Origin of the sequence: Tepidimonas fonticaldi (assembly GCF_007556755.1) — a bacterium.
GTDB lineage: Bacteria > Pseudomonadota > Gammaproteobacteria > Burkholderiales > Burkholderiaceae_C > Tepidimonas > Tepidimonas fonticaldi.
Genome location: NZ_VJOO01000009.1, coordinates 16,746 through 38,517 on the forward strand (window position 1 = coordinate 16,746; position 21,772 = coordinate 38,517).

Genomic DNA, 21,772 nt, shown 5'->3' on the forward strand with positions numbered 1-21,772 from the left:
CGATGACCGACGACTTCATCGCCACCCTGCCCGGGATGGCCAGTGCGGCCGCCGACGAGGCCGCGCGCGCCGGCCGGCTGTCGGTGGCGCAGTTGCTCGACGCGCTGCAGCATGCGTTTGTGGTGCTGGACGCACAGGGGCGGGTGGTGGGCTACAACGCTTGCGCGCTGCAGATGCTGGAGTTGCCGCAGGAGCTGATGCAGCGCGCCCCATTGATCGACGAAGTGGTGCGTTGGCAGGCCGCGCGCGGTGACCTCAAGGGTGATCCACAGCGCCTGATCGAGCGCGTTTGGTACCACCTGCGGGCCACCCATGCCAGCGGCCAACCCCACGTGTACAGCTACACCACCGCCAGCGGGCGCACGCTGCAAGGCGCCACCGTCGCCGTGCCGGGTGGCGGTTGGGCGCGGGTCTACACCGACATTTCCAAACATGCCCAGGCGCTGGCGCAGCTGCGCGAAAGCGAGGAGCGCTTCCGCAGCCTCACGGAGCTGTCGGCCGACTGGTACTGGGAGTGGGACGTCCAAGGCCGCTACACCCGCCTGGAAGGGCGGGTGGTGCGCGAGCAGGGCATTGCGTCGATGTTTTTGGGGCGCGCGCCGTGGGAGGTGCCGGCCGCCAACCGCCCCCGGCCCGAGGATTGGCAGCCGCTGCGCGACGCCGTGGCGCAGGGCCGGCCGTTCAAGCGCTTTGAAATCCAACGTACCCTGCCGGATGGCGGCACCTATTGGTTTGCCATCAGCGGCGAGCCGGTGCGCGACGCCGCGGGACGCTGCGTCGGCTGGCGTGGCATCGGGCGTGATGTGACCGCCCGCAAAAACGCCGAGGCCACCATCCAGCGGCTGGCCTACTACGACGACCTGACGGGGCTGCTGAACCGCCGGGCGTTTCAGGATCGCTTGCGTCAGGCGCAGGCCAGCAGCGTGCGCAGCGGTCAGTGGGCGGCGCTGCTGTTCATCGACCTGGACGACTTCAAAGACGTCAACGACGCCTACGGCCACGCCGCCGGTGATGCCCTGTTGCGCGCCTGCGCCGAGCGCTTGCGCGCCGCGGTCCGAGCCGAAGATACGGTGGGGCGGCTGGGCGGCGACGAGTTCGTGGTGCTGCTGGAAGATTTGCACCCGCAGGCCGACCAGGCCGCCTGGCGCGCGCAGCATGTGGCCGAAAAAATCCGCCAGGTGGTGCAGCAGCCGGTCGTCGTCGACGGGCACGACCTGACGGTCACGCCCAGCATCGGCATCACGTTGTTCGCGGGGCAGGAGGAGAGCGCCGCCGACATCCTGGGCCGCGCCGACTTGGCCATGTACCACTCCAAGGCGGCGGGGCGCAACGCGGTGCAGTTTTTTGACCCATCGATGCAGGCCGCGGTGGTGCAGCGCGCCACGCTGCAGCGCGAGCTGCGCCACGGCCTGCGCGACGGCGAACTGCTGCTGTTCGGCCAGCCGATCGTCGACGTGCGCGCGCAGGTCTGCGGGCACGAGGCGCTGCTGCGCTGGCGCCACCCGGTGCGCGGCATGGTGCCGCCGGCCGAGTTCATCCCGGTGGCGGAGCAGACCGGGCTGATCCTGCCGATCGGCCAGTGGGTGCTGCGCGAGGCGTGCCGGGTGCTCGCGCGCTGGGCGGCCGACCCGGCGCGCGCCGGCTGGACGCTGGCGGTCAACCTCAGCGCCCGCCAGCTGCGCCAGCCGGACTTCGTCGACAGCGTGCGGCAGGCCCTGCACGCCGCCGGCGCCGACCCGCGCCGGCTGAAGCTGGAGCTGACCGAAAGCCTGCTGCTGCACGACGTGGAGGACACCATCGCGAAGATGGAGGCGCTCGCCGGCCTCGGCATCCAGTTCGCGCTGGACGACTTCGGTACCGGCTACTCGTCGCTCGGCTACCTGAAGCGCCTGCCGCTGACGCAGCTCAAGATCGACCGCAGCTTCGTGCGCGACCTGCTGACTGACCCCAACGACGCGGCCATTGCCCGCACCATTCTGCAGCTGGCGCAGAGCCTGGAGATGGAGGTGGTGGCCGAAGGGGTGGAAACCGCCGGCCAGTACGAGGTGCTGCGCGCCATGGGCTGCCGACTGTTCCAAGGCTACCATTTCGGCCGGCCCGCGCCGCTGGAGCCGGCCGCTTCTTCGCCTGAGCCAGCGCCGCCCGCCTGATCGGCGGGCCTGTCTCTCGCTCTTTGTTCCATCCGCCGACCCCGCACCCATGAACGCCCGCCTGCCCGACCCCGCCCAGCCCGTGCTCGACGTGCCCACTACCCGCGCCCGCGTGGACGAGCGCTGGCAGCGCGACATCCTGCCGGCGCTGCAGCGCTACATCGAGATTCCGGCCAAGTCGCCGATGTTCGACCCCGACTGGGCCACGCACGGCCACCTGGAGGCGGTGCTGCGCGACGCCGCCGACTGGGTGGCGCGCCAGCCGGTTCAGGGGCTTGCGCTCGAGATCATCCGGCTGCGCCGCCCGGACGGCACGCCGCGCACGCCGGTGCTGCTGTTCGAGGTCGCCGCACGCGCCGGTGCCGACGGCACGCCCGCGCCGGCCAGCGGCCAGACCGTGCTGCTCTACGGCCACCTGGACAAGCAGCCGGAGTTTGCCGGCTGGCGCTCGGGCCTGGGGCCGTGGACGCCGCGCCTGATCGACGACCGCCTCTACGGCCGCGGCGGTGCCGATGACGGCTACGCGGTCTATGCGGCACTCGCCGCCATCGAGGCGCTGCAGGCCGCGGGCCGCGCGCACCCGCGCATCGTGGGCCTGATCGAGACCGGGGAGGAGAGCGGCTCGCCGGACCTGCCGGCCACGCTCGAGGCGCTGCGCGCGCGCCTGGGCGACGTCGGGCTGGTGGTGTGCCTGGACAGCGGCGCCGGCAACTACGACCAGCTGTGGTTGACCGCCAGCCTGCGCGGGATGGTCAGCGGCGTGCTGCGCGTGGACATCCTGACCGAGGGCGTGCACTCCGGCGACGCCTCGGGCGTCGTGCCGTCGTCGTTTCGCATCCTGCGCCACGTCCTGGAGCGGTTGGAAGACAGCGCCAGCGGCCGCCTGCTGCCAGACTTCTTCCACGGCGAGATCCCGGCCGAGCGCATCGAGCAGGCGCGCGTCACCGCCGCGATCCTGGGCGAGGCGGTCTGGCGGCGCTTCCCGTGGGCGCACCACGACTGCGGCGGCAGCACGGCGTTCGCGCTGCCGGTCACGACCGACCCGGTGGAGGCGCTGCTGAACCGCACCTGGCGCCCGACGCTGTCGGTCACCGGGGCGGAAGGGCTGCCGCCGCTGCGCGACGCCGGCAACGTGCTGCGCCCCTACACCGCGTTCAAGCTCAGCCTGCGCCTGCCGCCGTTGGTGGACGCGGCGCAGGCCGCGCAGCGCCTCAAGGCGCTGCTGGAGGACAACGCCCCCTATCAGGCGCGCGTGACCTTCGAGCCGGAGGGCGCGGCCAACGGCTGGAACGCGCCGGGGAGCGCCCCGTGGTTCGAGCAGGCCCTGCAGGCCGCCAGCCAGGCGCACTTCGGCGCGCCGTGCGCCACCATCGGCCAGGGCGGCACGATTCCGCTGATGAACCTGCTGAGTGAGGGGTTTCCGCGCGCGCAGATGATGGTCTGCGGCGTGCTCGGCCCGCAGAGCAACGCCCACGGCCCGAACGAGTTCCTGCACGTGCCCTACGCGCAGCGCCTGACCGCGTCCGTGGCCGAGGTCATCGCGCGCATGCCGTGAGCGTCAGACGGGACGTGCCGGCCGGGTGGTGTGTGCCCGCTGCCGCCACGCCAGCGCCACGAGCGCCAGCCCCATCAGCGCCACCGGCACCGTGGAGCCGAGGTTGAGCCACCACCAGCCCTGCGTCGTCACCAGCGCGCCGGAGGCGAACGACGTCAGCGCCATCGTCGCGAAGACGCCGAAGTTGATCGCCGCCTGCGCGCGGTCCTTTTCCTCCGGGCGGTAGGCCTGCATCGCCAGCGTGGTGCTGCCGGTGAACAGGAAGTTCCAGCCGACGCCGAGCAGGAACAGCGCGATCAGGAACTGGTGCAGATCCTGCCCCGACAGCGCGATGGCGATGCAGGCGGCGTTCAGCAGCACGCCCACGCCCATGATGCGCAGCACGCCGAAGCGCTGGATCAGGTGCCCGGTGACGAAGCCCGGCGCGAACATGCCGATCACGTGCCACTCCAGCACCAGCGCCGCATCCGAAAACGGCATGCCGCAGGTCTGCATCGCCAGCGGCGTGGCCGCCATCAGCAGGTTCATGACGCCGTAGCCGAGTGCGGCGCCCAGCGCCGCCACCGCGAAGCGCGGCTCGCGCAGCAGCTCGGCGACGCTGCGCCCGCCCGCGGCCGCACCGGTCGGACGCGGCGGCTCGGCCGGAAAGCGGATGCCGGCCATCACCGCCATCGACAGCAGCGCCACCACCGCCAAGGCGAGGTAGGCGCCGAGGAACGGCGTGCCGAGCACGTCGCGCGTGTGGTTGGCCAGATTCGGCCCGACGATGGCGCCGATCAGCCCGCCGGCCAGCACCAGCGAGACGGCCTTCTCGCGCTGCGACGGCGCGGCCAGTTCCCCGGCGGCGAAGCGGTAGAGCTGCCCGTTGGCGCTGTAGTAGCCGGCCACCACCGTGGCCGCCACCAGCAGCGCGAAGCTGCCCACCCAAAGCGCCAGCGCCGCCAGCAGCGCCGAGGCGAACGCCACCGCGAGGCCCAGCTGGAACGCCACCTGCCGTCCCCAGCGCGCCTGCGAGCGCGCCACCAGCCCGGTGGACAGCGCCCCGCCGACCACGTAGCCCATCACCGGCAGCGTCGCCATCCAGCCGGCTGGCGCCAGGCTCAGGCCCACCAGCCCGTTGATGGCGATGAAGACGACGTTGTTGGTCAGGAACAGGCCTTGTGCAACGGCCAACAGCCACAAATTGCGGTTCATGGGCATTGGTTATAACCGATACCCGCCCGGGTTGTGGGAGCCGCGCGCGACTTCCTACAATCGGTGCATTCCCCCGCTGACGCCGTCCCGTCGGGCGGCCTCGTTCCTCATTCCGTCAGAGGGCCTACCATGGTTCCCCACCTCGTCACCGCGCTGACCGGCCCCATCAACGAGCTGGAGCAGCGCATCCTCGAATCCACCCCGGTCATCGAGCGCTGGTTCCGCCTGGAGTGGATGGAGCACACGCCGCCGTTCTATACCTCGGTGGACATCCGCAATGCCGGCTTCAAGCTCGCGCCGGTGGACACCAACCTGTTCCCCGGCGGGTGGAACAACCTCACGCCCGAGATGGTGCCGCTCGCGGTACAGGCGGCCATGGCCGCGATCGAGAAGATCTGCCCCGAGGCGAAAAACCTGCTGCTCATCCCCGAGAACCACACGCGCAACCTGTTCTACCTGATGAACGTGGCGCAGTTGCAGCGCATCTTCTACTCGGCCGGGCTCAATGTGCGGCTGGGCTCGCTCAACCCCGAGATCCAGGCCCCCACCACCATCGACCTGCCCAACGGCGAGCAGGTCACGCTCGAGCCCCTGATTCGCGAAGGGCGCCGCCTCGGGCTCAAGCACTTCGATCCGTGCACCATCCTGCTCAACAACGACCTCTCCGCGGGTGTGCCGGGCATCCTGGAAGATCTGCACGAGCAGTACCTGCTGCCTCCGCTGCACGCGGGCTGGCATGTGCGGCGCAAGAGCCACCACTTCCGCGCCTACGAGGAGGTGGCCAAGCGCTTTGGCAAGCTGCTGGGCATGGACCCGTGGCTGATCAACCCCATGTTCGCCCACTGCGGCCAGGTCAACTTTGCCGAGGGGACCGGCTTCGAGTGCCTGCAGGGCAACGTCGATGCGCTACTGGCCAAGATCCGCCGCAAATACAAGGAGTACGGCATCCAGGAGCGCCCGTTCGTCGTCGTCAAGGCCGACAACGGCACCTACGGCATGGGCGTGATGATGGTGCGCGACGCGGCCGAGCTGGCCAATCTCAACCGCCGCACCAAGAACAAGATGAGCGTCATCAAGGACGGCCAGCAGGTCAGCGACGTCATCATCCAGGAAGGCGTCATGACGCACGAGCGCATCAACGAGGCCGTGGCCGAGCCGGTGGTCTACATGATGGACCGCTACGTGGTAGGGGGCTTTTACCGCGTGCACGCCGAGCGCGGTGTGGACGAAAACCTCAACGCCCCCGGGGCGAGCTTCGTGCCGCTGGCGTTCGAGAAGAGCGCCCTGCAGCCGCAGCCCGGCACCCGGCCGGGGGCGAGCGTGCCCAACCGCTTCTACATGTACGGCGTGGTCGCGCGGCTGGCCATGCTGGCCGCCGCCTACGAGCTGGAAGCCACCGACCCCGAGGCCGAGCACTATGCCTGAGACCCCCACCGCACCGGGTGGCCTGGGCCGTGTGCTGGTGGTGGCCGATCCGCTGCACACCTTCGCCACCTACAAAGACAGCACCTTTGCGATGATGCGTGAGCTGGCGCGCCGCGGCGTGCGCCTGGCCGCGTGCGAGCCGGCGCACCTGCACTGGCGCCGCGGCGAGCCCGTGACGGCGCTGGTGCGCGAGGTCGAGCTGACCGGCGCGGCCGGCGACTGGTTCCGCGTGCTCGGCCAGCGCCGCGCGGCGCTGCACGACTTCGATGCCGTGCTGATGCGTAAGGACCCGCCGTTCGACGCCGAGTACTTCTACGCCACGCACCTGCTGCAGCAGGCCGAGCGCGAGGGCGCGCGCGTCTTCAACCGCCCGGCGGCGCTGCGCGATCACCCGGAAAAGCTGGCGCTGATGGAGTTTGCCGACTGGGCGCCGCCGACGCTGGTGACGCGCTCGGCGGAGGCGATCCGCGCCTTCCACGCCGAGCACGGCGACATCATCTTGAAGCCCCTGGACGGCATGGGGGGGCGGGGGATTTTCCGCGTCGGCCCGGACGGGCTCAACCTGGGTGCCGTGGTCGAGACGCTGACCCAGCACGGCCACACCACGATCATGGTGCAGCGCTTCCTGCCGGCCATCGCGCAGGGCGACAAGCGCGTGCTCGTCATCGGCGGCGAACCGGTGCCGTACTGTCTGGCGCGCATCCCGCAGGGCGGCGAGGTGCGCGGCAACCTGGCCGCTGGCGGGCGCGGCGTGGCGCAACCGCTGTCCGAGGCCGACTGGGGCATCGCGCGCGCGCTCGGGCCGCGGCTGGCCGCGCGCGGGTTGCTGCTGGTGGGGCTGGACATCATCGGCGAGCACCTGACGGAGGTCAACGTCACCAGCCCGACGTGCTTTCAGGAAATCACGCAGCAGACCGGCTTTGACGTGGCGGCGCGCTTCGTCGACGCGCTGCAGGCGGCGGTCGTCGCCGCGGCGGCGGAGGGCGGGGCGTGAGCGCGCGCTGGGGGCTGGCGCGGCTGGCGTTCGCGGCGGCGCTGCTGGCGGTGACGGTGCTGTCGCTGCTGCCGCCGCGCCACCTGCCGCAGGTCGCCGTCGACGTCTGGGACAAGGCGCAGCACGCGCTGGCCTACGCGGGTCTCGCGCTGCTGGCGTGGGCCGGCTGGCCGCGCGCGCCGTGGGCAGTCGTGGCCGCGGCGCTGCTGGCGCACGGGGCCGCCGTCGAGCTGGCCCAGCAGGCCAGCGGCTGGCGCCAGGGCGACCCGCTCGACTGGCTGGCCGACGCGGTGGGGGTGGGCATGGGCTGGGGGTTGTGTATCGCCTGGCTGCGCCAGCGGCCGGGCGCGGCCTGAGCCGCGTTCAGGTGCCCGTGTCGGTCATCGGGGCGCCATCGACGAACACGCGCAGTTCCCCTGGGGCGAACGGAATCCAGACCTCGTCCCTCGTCAGCGGGGTGGTGACGATCACCGCCACGCGGTCGCCCGGTTGGGTGACGGTGGAAAAGTCGATCGTCCAGTCTTCGTCGGCCAGTGTGGCGCGAGAAAACGGGTAATCCCGCACCCGGTAGTGCAACTGCGTGCTGCAGTGGGCCCACATCGCGTCGCCGCACGAGAGCAGGAAGTTGAAGGTGCCGTAGCGGCTGATGTGCGGCACCAGCTCGCGCAGCGTGGCGGTCAGTTCGTCCACGGGCGGCAGGCTGGCGTGCGACTTGTCCAGCTCCTGCAGCAGCCAGCAGAAGGCGCGCTCGCTGTCCGTGTCGCCCACGGGGTGGAAGTGGCGGTGCAGCTTGGGCTGATAGCCGTGCAGGTCGCCGTTGTGCGCGAACACCCAGTAGCGTCCCCACAGCTCGCGCATGAAAGGGTGGGTATTCTCCAGCGCCACACGCCCGAAGGTGGCCTTGCGCACGTGGGCGATCACATTGCGGCTGCGGATGGGGTAATGCTCGAGAAAGTCCGCCATCGGCGAACGGGCCGCCGCATCCGGATCGATGAACAACCGCACGCCGCGCCCCTCAAAAAACGCGACGCCCCAGCCGTCGGCATGCGCATCGGTGGCACCACCGCGGCGGCGGAACCCCTTGAAGCTAAACACCGCATCCGTGGGCGTCGCGCAGTTGAGGCCGAGCAATTGGCACACGATGGGCAAGGCCGGGTCGGCGACGGGTCAGAGCTTTTCGGTTTCGCCCGCCTTGGGCTGCCAGGTGAGCAGCCGCCGCTCGATGCGGCCGACCAGTCCGTCCAGCACCAGCGCAAAGGCCGTCAGCACCAGGATGCCGGCCATGACGGTGTTGATGTCGAAGATGCCCTCGGCCTGCAGGATCAGGTAGCCCACGCCCTGGCTGGAGCCCAAATATTCGCCCACCACCGCGCCGACGAAGGCCAAGCCCACGCTGGTGTGCAGCGAGCTGAACACCCAGCTCGTGGCGCTGGGCAGATAGACGTGGCGCAGCAACTGCTTGGGCGCAGCACCCAGCATGCGCGCATTGGCCAGGATGACCGGGCTGACCTCCCGCACGCCTTGGTAGACGTTGAAGAACACGATGAAGAACACCAGGGTCACGCCCAAGGCGACCTTGGAGCCGATGCCCAGGCCAAACCACACGGCAAAAATCGGCGCCAGGATGATGCGCGGCATGGAGTTGAGCGCCTTGATGTAGGGCTCCAGGATGGCCGAGGCCATGGGCGACAGCGCCAGCCACAGCCCGGCCGCCAGCCCCGTCACCGAGCCGATGCCAAAGGCCAGCAGCGTCTCGGCCAGCGTCACGCCCAGGTGGCGGTAAATATCGGCATCGGTCACGAACCAAGCCCAGATGCGCTCCAGCACCTTCAGCGGCTCGCCAAAAAAGAAGGCGGCCTGCCGGTCGTTGTCGAACAAAAAGGGCGGGATCAGGCCCGGCTGCGTCAGCACGTGCCACAGCAGGAACAGCGCGGCCAGCAAGCCCAGTTGCCACAGCCGCAGGTTGCCCGGTCGGGGTTTGATCAATTGCCACATAGCGGGGGTGGGGTGGGGTACGCTCAGGCAGCGCGGCGCAGTTGCTGTTGGTAGCCCTTGAGCACCTCCTCGCGCAACACGCCCCAGATGGCGGCGTGCAGCTCCAGGAAGCGCGGGGTCATCTTCACCTCGGCCACGTCGCGCGGGCGCGGGATGTCGATGGCGAATTCGCCGATCGGGCGCGAGGCCGGCCCGGCGCTCATCACCACCACCCGGTCGCTCATGGCGATGGCCTCGTCCAGGTCGTGCGTGATGAACAGCACCGCCTTGCGTTTGGCCTGCCACAGTGCCAGCACTTCGTTTTCCATCAACTGCCGGGTCTGGATGTCCAGCGCCGAGAACGGCTCGTCCATCAGGATGATGTCGGGGTCGAGCACCAGCACCTGCGCGAGGCTGGCGCGCTTGCGCATGCCACCGCTCATCTGGTGCGGATAGCGGTCGCCAAAGGCCCCCAGGCCCACGCGGCGCAGCCACTCCTCGGCCTGTGCGCGTGCCTCGGCCGGCGGCATGCCGCGAAACTCCAGCCCCGCCATCACATTGCCCAGCGCCGTGCGCCACGGCATCAGGCTCTCGGCCTGGAACATGTAGCCCGCGCGCGCATTCAGGCCCGTCAGCGGCTGGCCAAAAATGCGCACCGTGCCCCGGCTGGGGGCCAGCAGCCCCGCGGCGACGTTGAGCAGCGTGCTCTTGCCGCAGCCGGTGGGGCCGACGACGCTGACGAATTCCCCAGCCCCCACCGTCAGCGAGACGTGCTCGACCGCCGTGTAGCGCTGGCCCGGGGCGTCCTTGCTGATGAAGGTGCAGGCGATGTCCTGCAGCTCGATCGCCGGCGTCGTCACCGTCAGCCTTTCGGATACTTGGCGTTGGCCTTTTGCACGAAGGCGTTGGTGTAGACGGCGTTCAGGTCCAGCTTGGCCGCGGCCAGCTTGTCGTCCACGCTGCCCAGTGCGCGGAAGGCGGTTTCCGCCCCCTTGGCCGGGAACGCCCCGTCCGGCGACAGCGCGGGCTTGGACGCCAGAAAGCCGTCGATGTATACCGCGCGGTCGCCCAGCAGGTAGCTTTCCGGCACCACCTTGATGATGTCGCCCGCGCCGGCCTGCTGAATCCACTTGTTGGCGCGCACCATGGCGTTGGTCAGGGCCTGCACCGTGTTGGGGTGCTTGTCCACGAACGGCACCGGCGCATACAGGCAGCCGGCCGGCATCGGGCCGCCAAAGACGCGCTCGGCCTCGGCCGGCTTGCGTGTGTCGACGACGATGCGCAGATCGCCCGAGCGCTGCAGCAGCGTGATGACCGGGTCGAGGTTGCTGATGGCGTCGATCTGGCCCGAGCGCATGGCGGCCACCGCGCCGTTGCTCGCCCCCACGCCGATGACACTGACGTCGCTGGGCTTGAGCCCCGCCTTGGCCAGCACGAAGTTGAGCATGATGTTGGTGGAACTGCCCGGGGCCGTGACGCCGATCTTCTTGCCCTTGAGGTCGGCGATCGATTTGAAGTTGGGCAGGGTCTTGGGGTTGACGCCGAGCACGATCTGCGGCGCCAGCCCCTGCAGCACGAAGGCGCGCATCGGCTGGCCCTTGAACTGCATGTTGACCGTGTGCTCGAACGCGCCGGAGACGGCGTCGGCGCTGCCCCCCACCACGGCCTGCAGCGCCCGCGCGCCGCCCGCGAAATCGACGATGTTGACGTCCAGCCCCTCGGCCTTGAAATAGCCCAGTTCTTCCGCGATGGTCAGCGGCAGGTAATAGAACAGGTTCTTGCCGCCGACGGCGATGGTGACCTTGGTCTTTTCCAAGGCCTGGGCGCGCACCCAGGGGGCGGCGGTGGTGGCGGTCAGGGCCGCGGCGGCGGCCAGCCATTGGCGTCGTTGCATCGTGCGTCTCCTCGTCGTATCGATGGTGATGGTCAGCGGACACTGTAGCGCAAAAGCGCCCGGCCTCGCGGGTCGCCCGGGGGCACGGGGCAGGGGCCGGTGGCTCAGCCGGCCCGCAGGGCGGTCAGCACACCCAGCACCGCCAGCGCCAGGACGTTGAGCACCAGGCCCGCGCGCGCCATCGCGCCGGCGCCGACCACGCCCGCGCCGTAGACGATGGCGTTGGGCGGCGTGGCCACCGGCAGCATGAAGGCGCACGAGGCCGCCAGCGCCACCGACGCGGCCATCGCCGCCGCCGGCAGGCCCAGCTCGGCGCTCAGCGTCAGCACGATCGGCACCAGCAGCGCGGCGCTGGCGGTGTTGCTGACCAGCTCGGTCAGGAAGATCACGAACGCGATCAGCGCCAGCCCGATCAGCCACGGCGGCCAGCCGTGCAGGTGCGCCAGCAGCGCCTGCACCAGCCAGGCGGTGGCGCCGGTGCGCGCCATCACCTCGCCCAGCGCCAGCCCGCCGCCGAACAGCAGCAGCACGCCCCACTGCGCGTGGCGCTCCAGCGCCTCGAAGCGCAGCGCGCCGCTGCCCACCAGCGCCACGATTGCGGCCAGCGCCACCAGCGCGTCCGCGTCGCCGGCGATGCCAAGCCGGCGCAGCAGCGGCGCGCCGACTACCCAGCCCAGCGCCGTCAGCGCGAAGATGACCGCCGTCAGCACGCGCGCCCGGGTCCAGACGAACGGCGCCTCGGCGTCGGCGTCCTGGGCCGGTGCGGTGAAGGTGGAGTCGCCATCCGCCGCACGGGGGGCGCTGCCGGGGGGGCTCCCCGGGCGGTGGAATGCCGGGCGCAGCAGCAGCGCCAGCGCCAGCCCCATCAGCGGCCACAGCAGCAGCGCGGCCGGCAGCCCGTAGGCCAGCCACGCCGCGAAGTCCAGCCCCGCCTGCGCCGCGGCGATGGCGTTCGGCGGGCTGCCCACCAGCGTGGCCATGCCGCCGATGCTGGCGCTGTAGGCCACGCCCAGCAGCACGAAGGCCGCGGTGCGCGTCGCGGCCATGTCGTTGGGTGCGGCCGGTGCAGGCGGCCGCACCGCCCCGTCGCCGGGGCCGGCCGGTACCGCGGGCCACCAGCCCCCGCGCTGCAGCAGCCCGATGGCCAGCGGCAGCATCATGGCCGTGGTGGCGGTGTTGCTCAGCCACATCGACAGCAGCGCCGTGGTGCCCCACAGGCCCAGCACCGCGGGCCACGGCCGCCCGCGCGCCAGCCGCAGCAGCTGCCGCGCCAGCGCCCGGTCCAGCCCGTGCTGCGTCAGCGCCGCCGCCAGCGCGAAGCCGCCCAGGAACAAAAAGATCACCGGCTGCGCGAAGGCCGCCAGCGCCTCGCGCAGCGGCAGCAGGCCCAGGCCCACCGCCAGCAGCGGCACCAGCAGCGCCGTCACGCTCAGGTGCAGCGCCTGCGTCAGCCACAGCAGGCCGATGGCCGCAAACAGCGCCAGCCCGCCGCGTGCGGCGGCAGGCGCGTCCACGCCCGCGTGCACCGCCAGCGCCGCCACAGCGGCGGCCGCCAGACCCACGGCCGCGCGCGCCGTCATCGCCGCCCCTCCGGATGGCGGGGCGGTCGCAGCGCCCGGGCGCTCAGCAGCGCCAGCGCGCACACCCCGGCCAGCAGCCAGAACGTGTCGGCGAAAGCCCCCAGCCGCGCCGGCGCCGTGGCGGCCCCTGCCGCCGCGTCGGCCAGCGCCCCCGGCCCCATCGCGGCCACCCCGTGGGCCGCCAGCCGCCATTCCAGAAACACCCCGCACACGCTCACCCCCGCCGCCCCGCCCAGCATGCGCAGCAGGTTGATGGCGCTGGAGCCGTGCGGCAGCTGCGCTGCCGGCAGGCCCCGCATCGCCCCCAGGTTGAGCGACGGCAGCACGAAGCCCAGCCCGACGCGCCCGAGCACCGCCAGCGCCACCAGCAGCGCCAGCGGCGCGCCGGCCGGCACGAGCGCGAAGGCGACGAACGACAGCGTCAGCAGCGCCAGGCCCACGGCGACCAGCCGGTGGGCCGGCTGGCGATCGGCCAGCCGCCCGACGACGGCGATGGTCAGCGCCAGTACCAGACCGGCCGGCAGCAGCAGCGCGCCCACCCACGCCGCCGACAGCCCCAGCCCGAGCTGCAGATAGACCGGAAACAGGTAGGTGGAGCCGAACAGCGCCGCGCCGTAGATCAGCGACACCACGCTGCCGGCGGCGAACGCCCGGTGGCCGAAGACGCCCAGGTGCATCAGCGGCTGCGGCCGGCCCCGGTGCGCGCGCCGCCGCTGCCACGCCACGAAGGCCGCCAGCAGCACGCCGGCCAGCGTCAGCAGCGCCGCCGCCCGCCCCGGCGGGCCGCCGTGCAGCACGGTCAGCCCCAACAGCAGCGCCAGCGTGGCCGCCGCCGCCAGCGCCAGCCCAGCCAGATCCAGCGCCAGCCCGGGGCGGGCCGGCACGCCGCCCGGCGCCGTCACCGGCACGTAACGCCGCGCCAGCGCCCACGACACCAGCCCGAACGGCACCACGAGGAAGAAGATCGCCCGCCAGCCCCAGGCGTCCACCAGCAGGCCGCCCAGGCTCGGCCCTAGCGCCGGGGCCAGCACCACGCCCATCCCGAACAGACCGCTGGCGCGGCCCTGCTCGTCGGGCCCGAAGGCGCGCAGGATGATGATGGCCGGAATCGGCTGCACGATGCCGGCGGCCACCCCTTCGGCCAGCCGGGCCGCCAGCACCAGCGCGTAGTGGTCGGCCACGCCGCCCAGCACGCCGCCCGCGATCAGCGCCGCCATGCACAGCACGTAGGTGCGCCGAAAGCCAAAGCGCGCCAGCATCCACGGCGTCGTCAGCATCGACACCACCGAGGCGGCCATGAAGCCGGAGGTGACCCACTGCGCCGCGTCCTGCCCGAGGCCGAAGTGGTGGCTCAGGTCCGGGATGGCGACGTTGACGACGGTCGAGGACACCAGCGCCGCCATCGCGCCCAGCATCACTGACAGCAGCAGCCGCCAGCGGTAGCGCGGGCCGTAGCGCGCCTGCAGCGCTTGCAGGCTGTCGGGCGCGGCGGGGGCAGGGGCGGGCGGGGCGGACATGGCGGCATGGTAGCCGCTTCTACAATCCCGGCATGAGCTTTGTCGACATGCTGCTGCGCGCCGAGGCGCGCCACCGCTCGCGCCTGTGCGTCGGGCTGGACCCGGACCCGGCGCGCCTGCCCGGCCGCTGGCGCGGCCGCGTGGAGCACCTGTACGACTTCTGTGCCGCCATCGTCGACGCCACCGCCGACCTCGTCTGCGCCTACAAACCGCAGATCGCCTACTTCGCCGCACACGGGGCAGAGGCGCAGCTCGAGCGCCTGATGGCGCACATCCGCGTGGCCGCGCCCGAGGTGCCGATCATCCTGGACGCCAAGCGCGGCGACATCGGCAGCACCGCCGAGCAGTACGCCCGGGAGGCGTTCGAGCGCTACGGGGCGGACGCGGTGACGCTGTCGCCGTTCATGGGCTTCGATTCGGTCGAGCCCTACCTGCGCTACCCCGGCAAGGGGGTGTTCCTGCTGTGCCGCACCAGCAACCCCGGCGGCGACGACCTGCAGGCCCAGCGCCTGGCCGACGTGCCGGGCCAGCCGCGGCTGTACGAGCACATCGCGGCGCTGGCGCAGGGGCCGTGGAACCGCCACGGCCAGATGGGGCTGGTGGTGGGCGCCACCTACCCGCAGGAGATCGAGCGTGTGCGCGCGATCGCGCCCACGGTGCCGCTGCTGATCCCGGGCGTCGGCGCGCAGGGGGGCGACGCCGCCACCACGGTGCGCGCCGGCTGGCGCGGCGACGCGCAGGGCCGCACCACGGGGCCGGTGATCGTCAACTCCTCGCGCGCCATCCTGTACGCCAGCGCGGGCGAGGACTTCGCCGCCGCCGCGCGCGCCGAGGCCGAGCGCACGCGCGCGGCGCTGTGGCTGGCGCCCTGAGCGGGGGCCGCCAAGGATCAGCAGAGCACGAAGCGGATGCGTGTGCCGGCCAGTGCGATCACGTCCCCGTCGTGCAACGGGGCGCCGCTGGGGCCGATGGCCTGGCCATTGAGCGTCGCGGGGTGCTCCCCGGCCGCCTGGGTCAGCACATAGTCCGCGCCGGTGCGCGTCAACGTGGCCACCGCGACCCCGGGTTTGCCGATGGTGGTGGCCGCCTTGGTCAGCGCCACGGTTCGGCCGGCGGCCGGGCCATCCAGCACCTCCAGCCGGGCTTGCCGCGCCGGCTGCGCCAGGGCGGGGGGCGGGGCTGCCGCCGTCGCGGTCGGGGGTAGGGGGGTGTCGTCGATCACCCGCAACTGATAGCGCGCGATCTCGATCAGATCGTCGGGGCCCACGTCGGCCGACACGACGGCGCGGCCGTTGACGTAGGTGCCGTTGGTGCTGTTGAGGTCGAGCACCTGCACGCGGCCGTCCGGCTGCAGCACGAACACCGCGTGCTCGCCGCTGACGGCCAGGTGTTCCATCACGATGTCGTTGTACGGCCGCCGCCCGACCGTGGTGCGGGGGCGGGTCAGGGGCAGGCGCTGGAGCTCGCGGCCGTCCAGCGCGATGGTCAGCGTGGGCATGGGGCGCTCCCGGCCGCGCCATCGGGCGCGCAGTGGATCAGGGCGACGGTGAGGTTGTCGCGGCCGCCGGCGGCGTTGGCCGCGGCGATCAGGGCCTGCGCCGCGTCGGCGCCCCGGCCGCAGCGGCACAGCAGGTGGGCGATCTCCGGCTCCGTCAGCATGTCGGTGAGGCCATCCGAGCACAGCAGGTAGGTGTCGCCCGCCGCCACCGTATGTAAGGCGATGTCGGCGTCCACCCGCGGGGCGATGCCGATGCCCCGCGTGACCAGATTGCGGTAATCGGTGGCGCGGGCGTCTTGTGCGCGGATCAGGCCCGCGTCGATGTGCTCCTGCACCAGGGTGTGGTCGCGGGTCAGCGGCGCAAACTGCCCCTGGCGCAAGCGGTACAGGCGCGAGTCGCCCACGTGCCCCACGGCCAGGCGGTCCCCCCGCACCCATGCGGCGACCACCGTCGTGGCCATGCCGCGGTGCGCCGGGTGGCTCAGCGCGTCCAGATAGACCGCGGCATTGGCCCGTTCGATGGCCTGCGCCAGGGCCTGCCCGGGGTCGGTGCCCACGGTGTGGGGGTGTTGGCGCAGCGTGGCATGCACCACCTCGCAGCACAGCCGGCTGGCCACCTCGCCGGCGTTGTAGCCGCCCATGCCATCGGCCAGCACGGCCAGTCCCAATTGGGTATCGACGAGCACGGCGTCTTCGTTGTTGGGACGCACCCGGCCGACATCCGTGGCACAGGCGAACTGGTATTGCATGGTGCGGTGCAGGGCGTGGGGCTACCGCAGTGTAGCGCCCCGCGCGCGCAAAAAAACGGCCCCGCCAAAGCGGGGCCGGGCCGTTCTGGCGGGGCGCAAGGGGCGCCGCCGCTTGCGATCAGAGCAGGCTCTTGAGCAGCTTGCCCATCTCGGAGGGGTTGCGCGTGACCTTGAAGCCGCACTCCTCCATGATGGCGAGTTTGGCCTCGGCCGTGTCGGCGCCGCCGCTGATCAGCGCGCCGGCGTGGCCCATGCGCTTGCCCGGGGGGGCGGTGACGCCGGCGATGAAGCCGACCACCGGCTTTTTCATGTGCTCCTTGCACCAGCGCGCGGCCTCGGCCTCGTCCGGCCCGCCGATCTCGCCGATCATGATGACGGCGTCGGTGTCCGGATCGTCGTTGAACATCTTCATCACGTCGATGTGCTTGAGGCCGTTGATCGGGTCGCCGCCGATGCCCACCGCGCTGGACTGGCCCAGCCCGAGCTCGGTGAGCTGCGCGACCGCCTCGTAGGTCAGCGTGCCGGAGCGCGACACCACGCCGATGCGGCCCTTGCGGTGGATGTGGCCCGGCATGATGCCGATTTTGATTTCCTCCGGCGTGATCAGGCCCGGGCAGTTCGGCCCCAGCAGCAGCGTCTTCTTGCCGCCGGCGGCCTCCTTGGCCTTCATCTTGTTGCGCACCATCAGCATGTCGCGCACGGGAATGCCTTCGGTGATGCAGACCACCAGGTCCAGGTCGGCCTCCACCGCCTCCCAGATGGCGTCCGCCGCGCCGGCCGGCGGCACGTAGATGACGCTGACCGTGGCACCCGTCTCGGCCGCCGCCTCTTTCACGGAGGCGTAGATGGGGATGTCGAAAATCTTCTCACCGGCCTTCTTGGGGTTGACGCCGGCGACGAAGCAGTTTTTGCCGTTGGCGTACTCCTGGCACTTTTCGGTGTGGAACTGGCCCGTCTTGCCGGTGATGCCCTGGGTGATGACCTTGGTGTCTTTGTTGATCAGGATGGACATGATGCGCTTTCCTCTCGGCAGGGCCAATCAACGGCCGGCGACGGCGGCGACGACCTTCTGGGCGGCTTCGGCCATGGTGTCGGCGCTGATGATGGGCAGGCCCGACTCGGCCAGCATCTTCTTGCCCAGGTCCTCGTTGGTGCCCTTCATGCGCACGACCAGCGGCACGTTCAGGTTGACCGCCTTGCACGCGGTGATCACGCCGGTGGCGATCACGTCGCAGCGCATGATGCCGCCAAAGATGTTGACCAGGATGGCCTTGACGTTGGGGTTCTTGAGCATGATCTTGAACGCCTCGGTCACCTTCTCGGCCGTGGCGCCGCCGCCGACGTCCAGGAAGTTGGCCGGCTCGCCGCCGAACAGCTTGATGGTGTCCATCGTCGCCATCGCCAGCCCGGCGCCGTTGACCAGACAGCCGATGTTGCCGTCCAGGCTGATGTAGGCGAGGTCGAACTTGGAGGCCTCGATTTCGGCCGGGTCTTCTTCGTCCAGGTCGCGCAGGGCGACGATTTCCGGGTGGCGGAACAGCGCGTTGGAGTCGAAGTTGAACTTGGCGTCCAGCGCGATCAGGTTGCCCTGGCTGTCGCGGTTGAGCGGGTTGATCTCCACCAGCGACGCGTCGGTCTCCATGTAGCAGCGGTACAGGTTCTGCAGCAGCGTCACCGCCTGGTCCACCGTGTGGCCGGTCATGCCGATGCCCTCGGCCAGTTGGCGCGCCTGGGCGTCGGTCAGGCCGGTCAGCGGATCGACGAAGATCTTCACGATCTTGTCGGGCGTGTGCGCGGCGACCTCCTCGATGTCCATGCCGCCTTCGCTGGAGGCGATGATCGCCACCTTCTGCGTCGCGCGGTCGGTCACCACCGACACGTAATACTCTTTCTGGATATCGGCGCCGTCTTCGATGTACAGGCGCCGCACCTTCTGGCCCTGCGGGCCGGTTTGGTGCGTGACCAGCTGCATGCCCAGGATCTGGCCGGCCAGTTCGCGCACCTGGTCGATGCTCTTGGCGACCTTGACGCCGCCGCCCTTGCCGCGGCCGCCGGCGTGGATCTGGGCCTTGACCACCCAGACCGGTCCGCCCAGTTTCTGGGCCGCCTCGACCGCCTCCTGCACCGTAAAGGCCGCAATGCCGCGCGGCACCGGCACGCCGAACTGACGCAAGATTTCCTTGCCTTGGTACTCGTGAATCTTCATGTGGTTCCTGTCTGAAGTGGCGTCTGACGGGAGGTCCGCCCGGCAGCAGGCGAGGGGTCGGCCAGACCGCTCGCGCCGCCGCGTGCACGAGTGCGCAGCGCCCCAGCATGGGGCGCCACGGCTGGCGGGCCAGCGCGGGACAGCGCGAACTGTATCATGGTGCGTCGCACAAACCTTGTGCGAAGCTGACGGGCCGCGCCGTCCCGTCGGGCGGGATTTTGACCTTGTCAATGGGGGGCAACCCCCGTGGAGTATCGCGATGGCCCACATCTTCATCGACGGGGAAGCCGGCACGACCGGCCTGCAGATCCGCGAGCGGCTGCAGGGGCTGGCCGGCGTCACGCTGCTGTCGATCGACCCCGAGCGCCGCAAGGACCCGCAGGCCAAGCGCGAGCGCATGGCGCAGGCGGATCTGGTCATCCTCTGCCTGCACGACGAGGCCGCGCGCGAGTCCGTGGCCATGATCGACGCCTTGCGGGCCGAGACCGGGCGCGCGCCGCGCATCATCGACGCCTCCACCGCGCACCGGGTGGCCCCGGGCTGGGTGTATGGCTTTGCCGAACTGGCACCGGGGCAGGCCGAGGCCATCCGCGCGGCCGACCGCGTGGCCAACCCCGGCTGCTACGCCACGGGGGCCATTGCGCTGATTCGCCCGCTGGTCGATGCCGGCCTCATCCCGCCCGACCACCCCCTGTGCCTGCCCAGCGTCAGCGGCTACACCGGGGGCGGGCGCACCATGATCGAGGCGTACGAATCCGGCCGCGCCCCCGCCTTCGAGCTGTACGCCCTGGGGCTGGAGCACAAGCACCTGCCGGAGATCATGGCCTACACCGGCCTGCAGCGCCGCCCGCTGTTCGTGCCGTCCGTGGGCAACTTTGCGCAGGGCATGCTGGTGCAGCTACCGTTGCATCTGGATGCGCTGCCGGGCCAGGTGCGCCCGGCCGATCTGCACGACGCGCTGGCGGCCCATTACGCGGGCAGCGCGTGGGTGTCGGTCGAGCCGCCCACCGCCGATGGCAAGCTGGACGCGGTGGCCCTGGCCGGCAGCGACCGGCTGGAGCTGCGGGTGTACGGCAACGACGCGCGCCGCCACGCCCTGCTCGTGGCTCGATTGGACAACCTGGGCAAAGGCGCCAGCGGCGCCGCGGTGCAGAATCTGCGGCTGATGCTGGACGTCTGACGAGGAGACCGACCATGACCCGCGACCCCCACGACCGGCGCGCAAGCGCCCACCCCTTGCGGGGCTGGCACCGGCGTGCGCTGTCCGCCCTGGGCGCCCTGAGCGGCGCGCTGCTGTCCGCGTGGCTGGCCGGCTGCGCGGCCCCGCCGCGCGACTTCGACTACCGCGTTCCAGCCCAGCCGGAGGCTGCCACGGGCAGCGCCGCCAAGCCGGGCTGGGCCACGCAGCGCTTTGCGGTCGCGGCGGCCAACCCCCTGGCCACGGATGCCGGCTACCAGGTGCTCAAGGCCGGTGGCAGCGCGGTGGACGCGGCGGTCGCCGTGCAAATGGTGTTGACGCTGGTCGAACCCCAGTCCAGCGGCATTGGCGGCGGGGCCTTCCTGCTGCATTGGGACGGCCGGCAGATCCAGGCCTACGACGGGCGCGAAACCGCCCCCGCCGGCGCGGACGAGCGCCTGTTCCTCAAACCCGACGGCACGCCCATGGCCTTTCACGACGCGGTGGTGGGCGGCCGCTCGGTCGGCGTGCCGGGTACGCTGCGCATGCTGGAGCTGGCGCACCGCCAGCACGGCCGCCTGCCGTGGGCCAAGCTGTTCGAGCCCGCCATCCGGCTGGCCGAGGAGGGCTTCCCCGTCAGCCCGCGCCTGCACGGCCTGCTGCGCACCGAGGCCCACTTGAAGCGCGACCCGGTGGCGGCCCGCTACTTCTACCAGCCCGACGGCCAGCCCTGGCCCGTGGGCACCCGTGTGCGCAACCCCGAGCTGGCCGCCGTGCTGCGCGAAGTGGCTGCGCGCGGCGCCGATGCGTTCTACCGCGGCCCGATCGCGCGCGATGTGGTGGCCAAGGTGCAGGGCCATCCGACCAACCCCGGCCGCCTGACCGAGGCCGATCTGGCCGCCTACCGCCCCGCCGTGCGCGAGGCCCTGTGCGCCGACTGGCGGCAGTACCGCCTGTGCGGCTTTCCGCCGCCGTCGTCGGGGCATTTGGCCATTTTGCAGATGCTGGGCATGCTGGAGCACACGCCGGTGGCCGCGCCGTTGCAGGACGGGCTGCCGGGGGCGGACTTTTTGCATGTCTACACCGAAGCCGCGCGGCTGGCCTTTGCCGACCGCGCGCAGTACGTGGCCGACCCCGACTTCGTCGCCGCGCCCGGCGGTGACTGGCGCACCCTCATCGACCCGGCCTATCTGCGCCAGCGCGCCGCCCAGATCGGCGCGCAGTCCATGAAGCAGGCCAAGCCCGGCCAGCCCGCGCCGCTGCGCGTCTCCCAAGCCCCGCAGCCGGATCAGCCCGAGTACGGCACCTCGCACATTTCCATCGTCGATGCCGAGGGCCGCGCGCTGGCCATGACCACCACCATCGAAGACCAGTTCGGGGCGCGGCAGATGGTGCGCGGCTTTTTGCTCAACAACGAGCTGACCGACTTCTCCTTCGCGCCGGCCGATGCCGCCGGCACGCCGATCGCCAACCGGGTGCAGCCGGGCAAGCGCCCGCGCTCCAGCATGAGCCCGACGCTGGTGTTCGACCGCCGCGACGGCCGGCTGGTCATGAGCGCCGGCTCGCCGGGCGGGGCGTTGATCATCCACTACACCGCCAAGACGCTGCTGGGCACGCTGGCGTGGGGGCTGAATGCGCAGCAGGCCATCGACCTGCCCAATTTTGGCTCCACCAACGGCCCCACGCTGCTGGAAAAAGGGCGCTTCCCCGCCGCCACCGTCCAGGCGCTGCAGGCGCGCGGGCACGAGGTGCGCGAGATGGACATGACCAGCGGCCTGCAGGCCATCCAGCGCAGCGGCAGCGGCTGGTTTGGCGGCGCCGATCCGCGCCGCGAGGGCGTGGTGATGGGGGATTGACGC

19 protein-coding genes are annotated in these 21,772 nt (G+C 71.4%); 8 read left to right on the plus strand and 11 right to left on the minus strand.

The features are described 5' to 3' along the window. Nucleotides 1–2: 2 nt before the first annotated feature. Both Tfont_RS06260 and Tfont_RS06265 read left to right on the plus strand, forming a co-directional pair. Nucleotides 3–2,150 (plus strand): putative bifunctional diguanylate cyclase/phosphodiesterase, encoded by a 2,148-nt coding sequence (locus Tfont_RS06260; RefSeq protein ID WP_143968807.1) that lies wholly within the window; start codon nt 3–5, stop codon nt 2,148–2,150. A 49-nt stretch (nt 2,151–2,199) separates the two neighbouring features. Continuing rightward, nucleotides 2,200–3,705: a M20/M25/M40 family metallo-hydrolase gene (locus tag Tfont_RS06265; RefSeq protein WP_143968808.1), complete on the plus strand. Its 1,506-nt coding sequence runs from the start codon at nt 2,200–2,202 to the stop codon at nt 3,703–3,705. Between the two features lie 3 nt (nt 3,706–3,708). On the opposite strand, the gene Tfont_RS06270 is transcribed toward Tfont_RS06265, so the two are convergent. Further along, nucleotides 3,709–4,899, minus strand: a complete 1,191-nt coding sequence (locus tag Tfont_RS06270; RefSeq protein ID WP_143968809.1) for an MFS transporter — start codon at nt 4,897–4,899, stop codon at nt 3,709–3,711. A gap of 129 nt (nt 4,900–5,028) precedes the next feature. Between Tfont_RS06270 and gshA the strand changes: the two genes are divergently transcribed. The 3 genes from gshA to Tfont_RS06285 are packed head-to-tail and all read left to right on the plus strand — an operon-like array spanning nt 5,029 to nt 7,674. Next, on the plus strand, nt 5,029–6,324 hold the full coding sequence (gene gshA, locus Tfont_RS06275; RefSeq protein WP_143968810.1) for a glutamate--cysteine ligase: 1,296 nt from the start codon (nt 5,029–5,031) through the stop codon (nt 6,322–6,324). Beyond that, entirely contained in the window at nt 6,317–7,318 is a 1,002-nt protein-coding gene (gene gshB / locus Tfont_RS06280) for a glutathione synthase (protein WP_143968811.1), read from the plus strand. Before gshA ends, gshB begins: the two co-directional genes overlap by 8 nt. Beyond that, entirely contained in the window at nt 7,315–7,674 is a 360-nt protein-coding gene (locus tag Tfont_RS06285; protein ID WP_068607021.1) for a hypothetical protein, read from the plus strand. The genes gshB and Tfont_RS06285 overlap by 4 nt, the downstream gene beginning before the upstream one ends. Nucleotides 7,675–7,681: 7 nt before the next feature. On the opposite strand, the gene Tfont_RS06290 is transcribed toward Tfont_RS06285, so the two are convergent. The 6 genes from Tfont_RS06290 to Tfont_RS06315 form a co-directional block, all read right to left on the minus strand. Continuing rightward, complete coding sequence (locus Tfont_RS06290; RefSeq protein ID WP_143968847.1) at nt 7,682–8,458, minus strand: class II glutamine amidotransferase; 777 nt, start codon at nt 8,456–8,458, stop codon at nt 7,682–7,684. Nucleotides 8,459–8,485: 27 nt separating this feature from the next. Then, complete coding sequence (locus Tfont_RS06295; protein ID WP_143968812.1) at nt 8,486–9,313, minus strand: ABC transporter permease; 828 nt, start codon at nt 9,311–9,313, stop codon at nt 8,486–8,488. A gap of 23 nt (nt 9,314–9,336) precedes the next feature. Continuing rightward, complete coding sequence (locus tag Tfont_RS06300; RefSeq protein WP_068607018.1) at nt 9,337–10,152, minus strand: ABC transporter ATP-binding protein; 816 nt, start codon at nt 10,150–10,152, stop codon at nt 9,337–9,339. Between the two features lie 2 nt (nt 10,153–10,154). Next, entirely contained in the window at nt 10,155–11,186 is a 1,032-nt protein-coding gene (locus tag Tfont_RS06305; RefSeq protein ID WP_082955295.1) for an ABC transporter substrate-binding protein, read from the minus strand. 104 nt (nt 11,187–11,290) lie between these two features. Beyond that, complete coding sequence (locus Tfont_RS06310) at nt 11,291–12,766, minus strand: SLC13 family permease (protein ID WP_143968813.1); 1,476 nt, start codon at nt 12,764–12,766, stop codon at nt 11,291–11,293. Then, the gene (locus tag Tfont_RS06315) at nt 12,763–14,283 is read right to left on the minus strand and encodes an MFS transporter (RefSeq protein WP_143968814.1); all 1,521 of its coding nucleotides are present in this window, start codon (nt 14,281–14,283) and stop codon (nt 12,763–12,765) included. The genes Tfont_RS06310 and Tfont_RS06315 overlap by 4 nt, the downstream gene beginning before the upstream one ends. A gap of 32 nt (nt 14,284–14,315) precedes the next feature. Here Tfont_RS06315 and pyrF point away from each other — a divergent pair, with 32 nt between their 5' ends. After that, on the plus strand, nt 14,316–15,155 hold the full coding sequence (pyrF, locus tag Tfont_RS06320; RefSeq protein ID WP_143968815.1) for an orotidine-5'-phosphate decarboxylase: 840 nt from the start codon (nt 14,316–14,318) through the stop codon (nt 15,153–15,155). Nucleotides 15,156–15,172: 17 nt separating this feature from the next. Here the strand turns inward: pyrF and Tfont_RS06325 are convergent, their stop codons facing one another. The 4 genes from Tfont_RS06325 to sucC all read right to left on the minus strand — a co-directional run bounded on the left by Tfont_RS06325 (nt 15,173) and on the right by sucC (nt 18,736). Beyond that, complete coding sequence (locus Tfont_RS06325) at nt 15,173–15,781, minus strand: FHA domain-containing protein (protein ID WP_143968816.1); 609 nt, start codon at nt 15,779–15,781, stop codon at nt 15,173–15,175. Continuing rightward, the gene (locus Tfont_RS06330) at nt 15,769–16,530 is read right to left on the minus strand and encodes a Stp1/IreP family PP2C-type Ser/Thr phosphatase (RefSeq protein ID WP_143968817.1); all 762 of its coding nucleotides are present in this window, start codon (nt 16,528–16,530) and stop codon (nt 15,769–15,771) included. Before Tfont_RS06330 ends, Tfont_RS06325 begins: the two co-directional genes overlap by 13 nt. Nucleotides 16,531–16,648: 118 nt before the next feature. Further along, nucleotides 16,649–17,542, minus strand: coding sequence for a succinate--CoA ligase subunit alpha (gene sucD / locus Tfont_RS06335; RefSeq protein ID WP_068606989.1), 894 nt, complete (start codon nt 17,540–17,542; stop codon nt 16,649–16,651). A gap of 27 nt (nt 17,543–17,569) precedes the next feature. Next, on the minus strand, nt 17,570–18,736 hold the full coding sequence (gene sucC, locus Tfont_RS06340) for an ADP-forming succinate--CoA ligase subunit beta (protein WP_068606987.1): 1,167 nt from the start codon (nt 18,734–18,736) through the stop codon (nt 17,570–17,572). Nucleotides 18,737–18,995: 259 nt separating this feature from the next. Here sucC and argC point away from each other — a divergent pair, with 259 nt between their 5' ends. Next, entirely contained in the window at nt 18,996–19,916 is a 921-nt protein-coding gene (argC, locus tag Tfont_RS06345) for an N-acetyl-gamma-glutamyl-phosphate reductase (RefSeq protein ID WP_068606985.1), read from the plus strand. A gap of 14 nt (nt 19,917–19,930) precedes the next feature. Next, nucleotides 19,931–21,769, plus strand: a complete 1,839-nt coding sequence (gene ggt / locus Tfont_RS06350) for a gamma-glutamyltransferase (RefSeq protein ID WP_143968818.1) — start codon at nt 19,931–19,933, stop codon at nt 21,767–21,769. Nucleotides 21,770–21,772 lie beyond the last annotated feature (3 nt).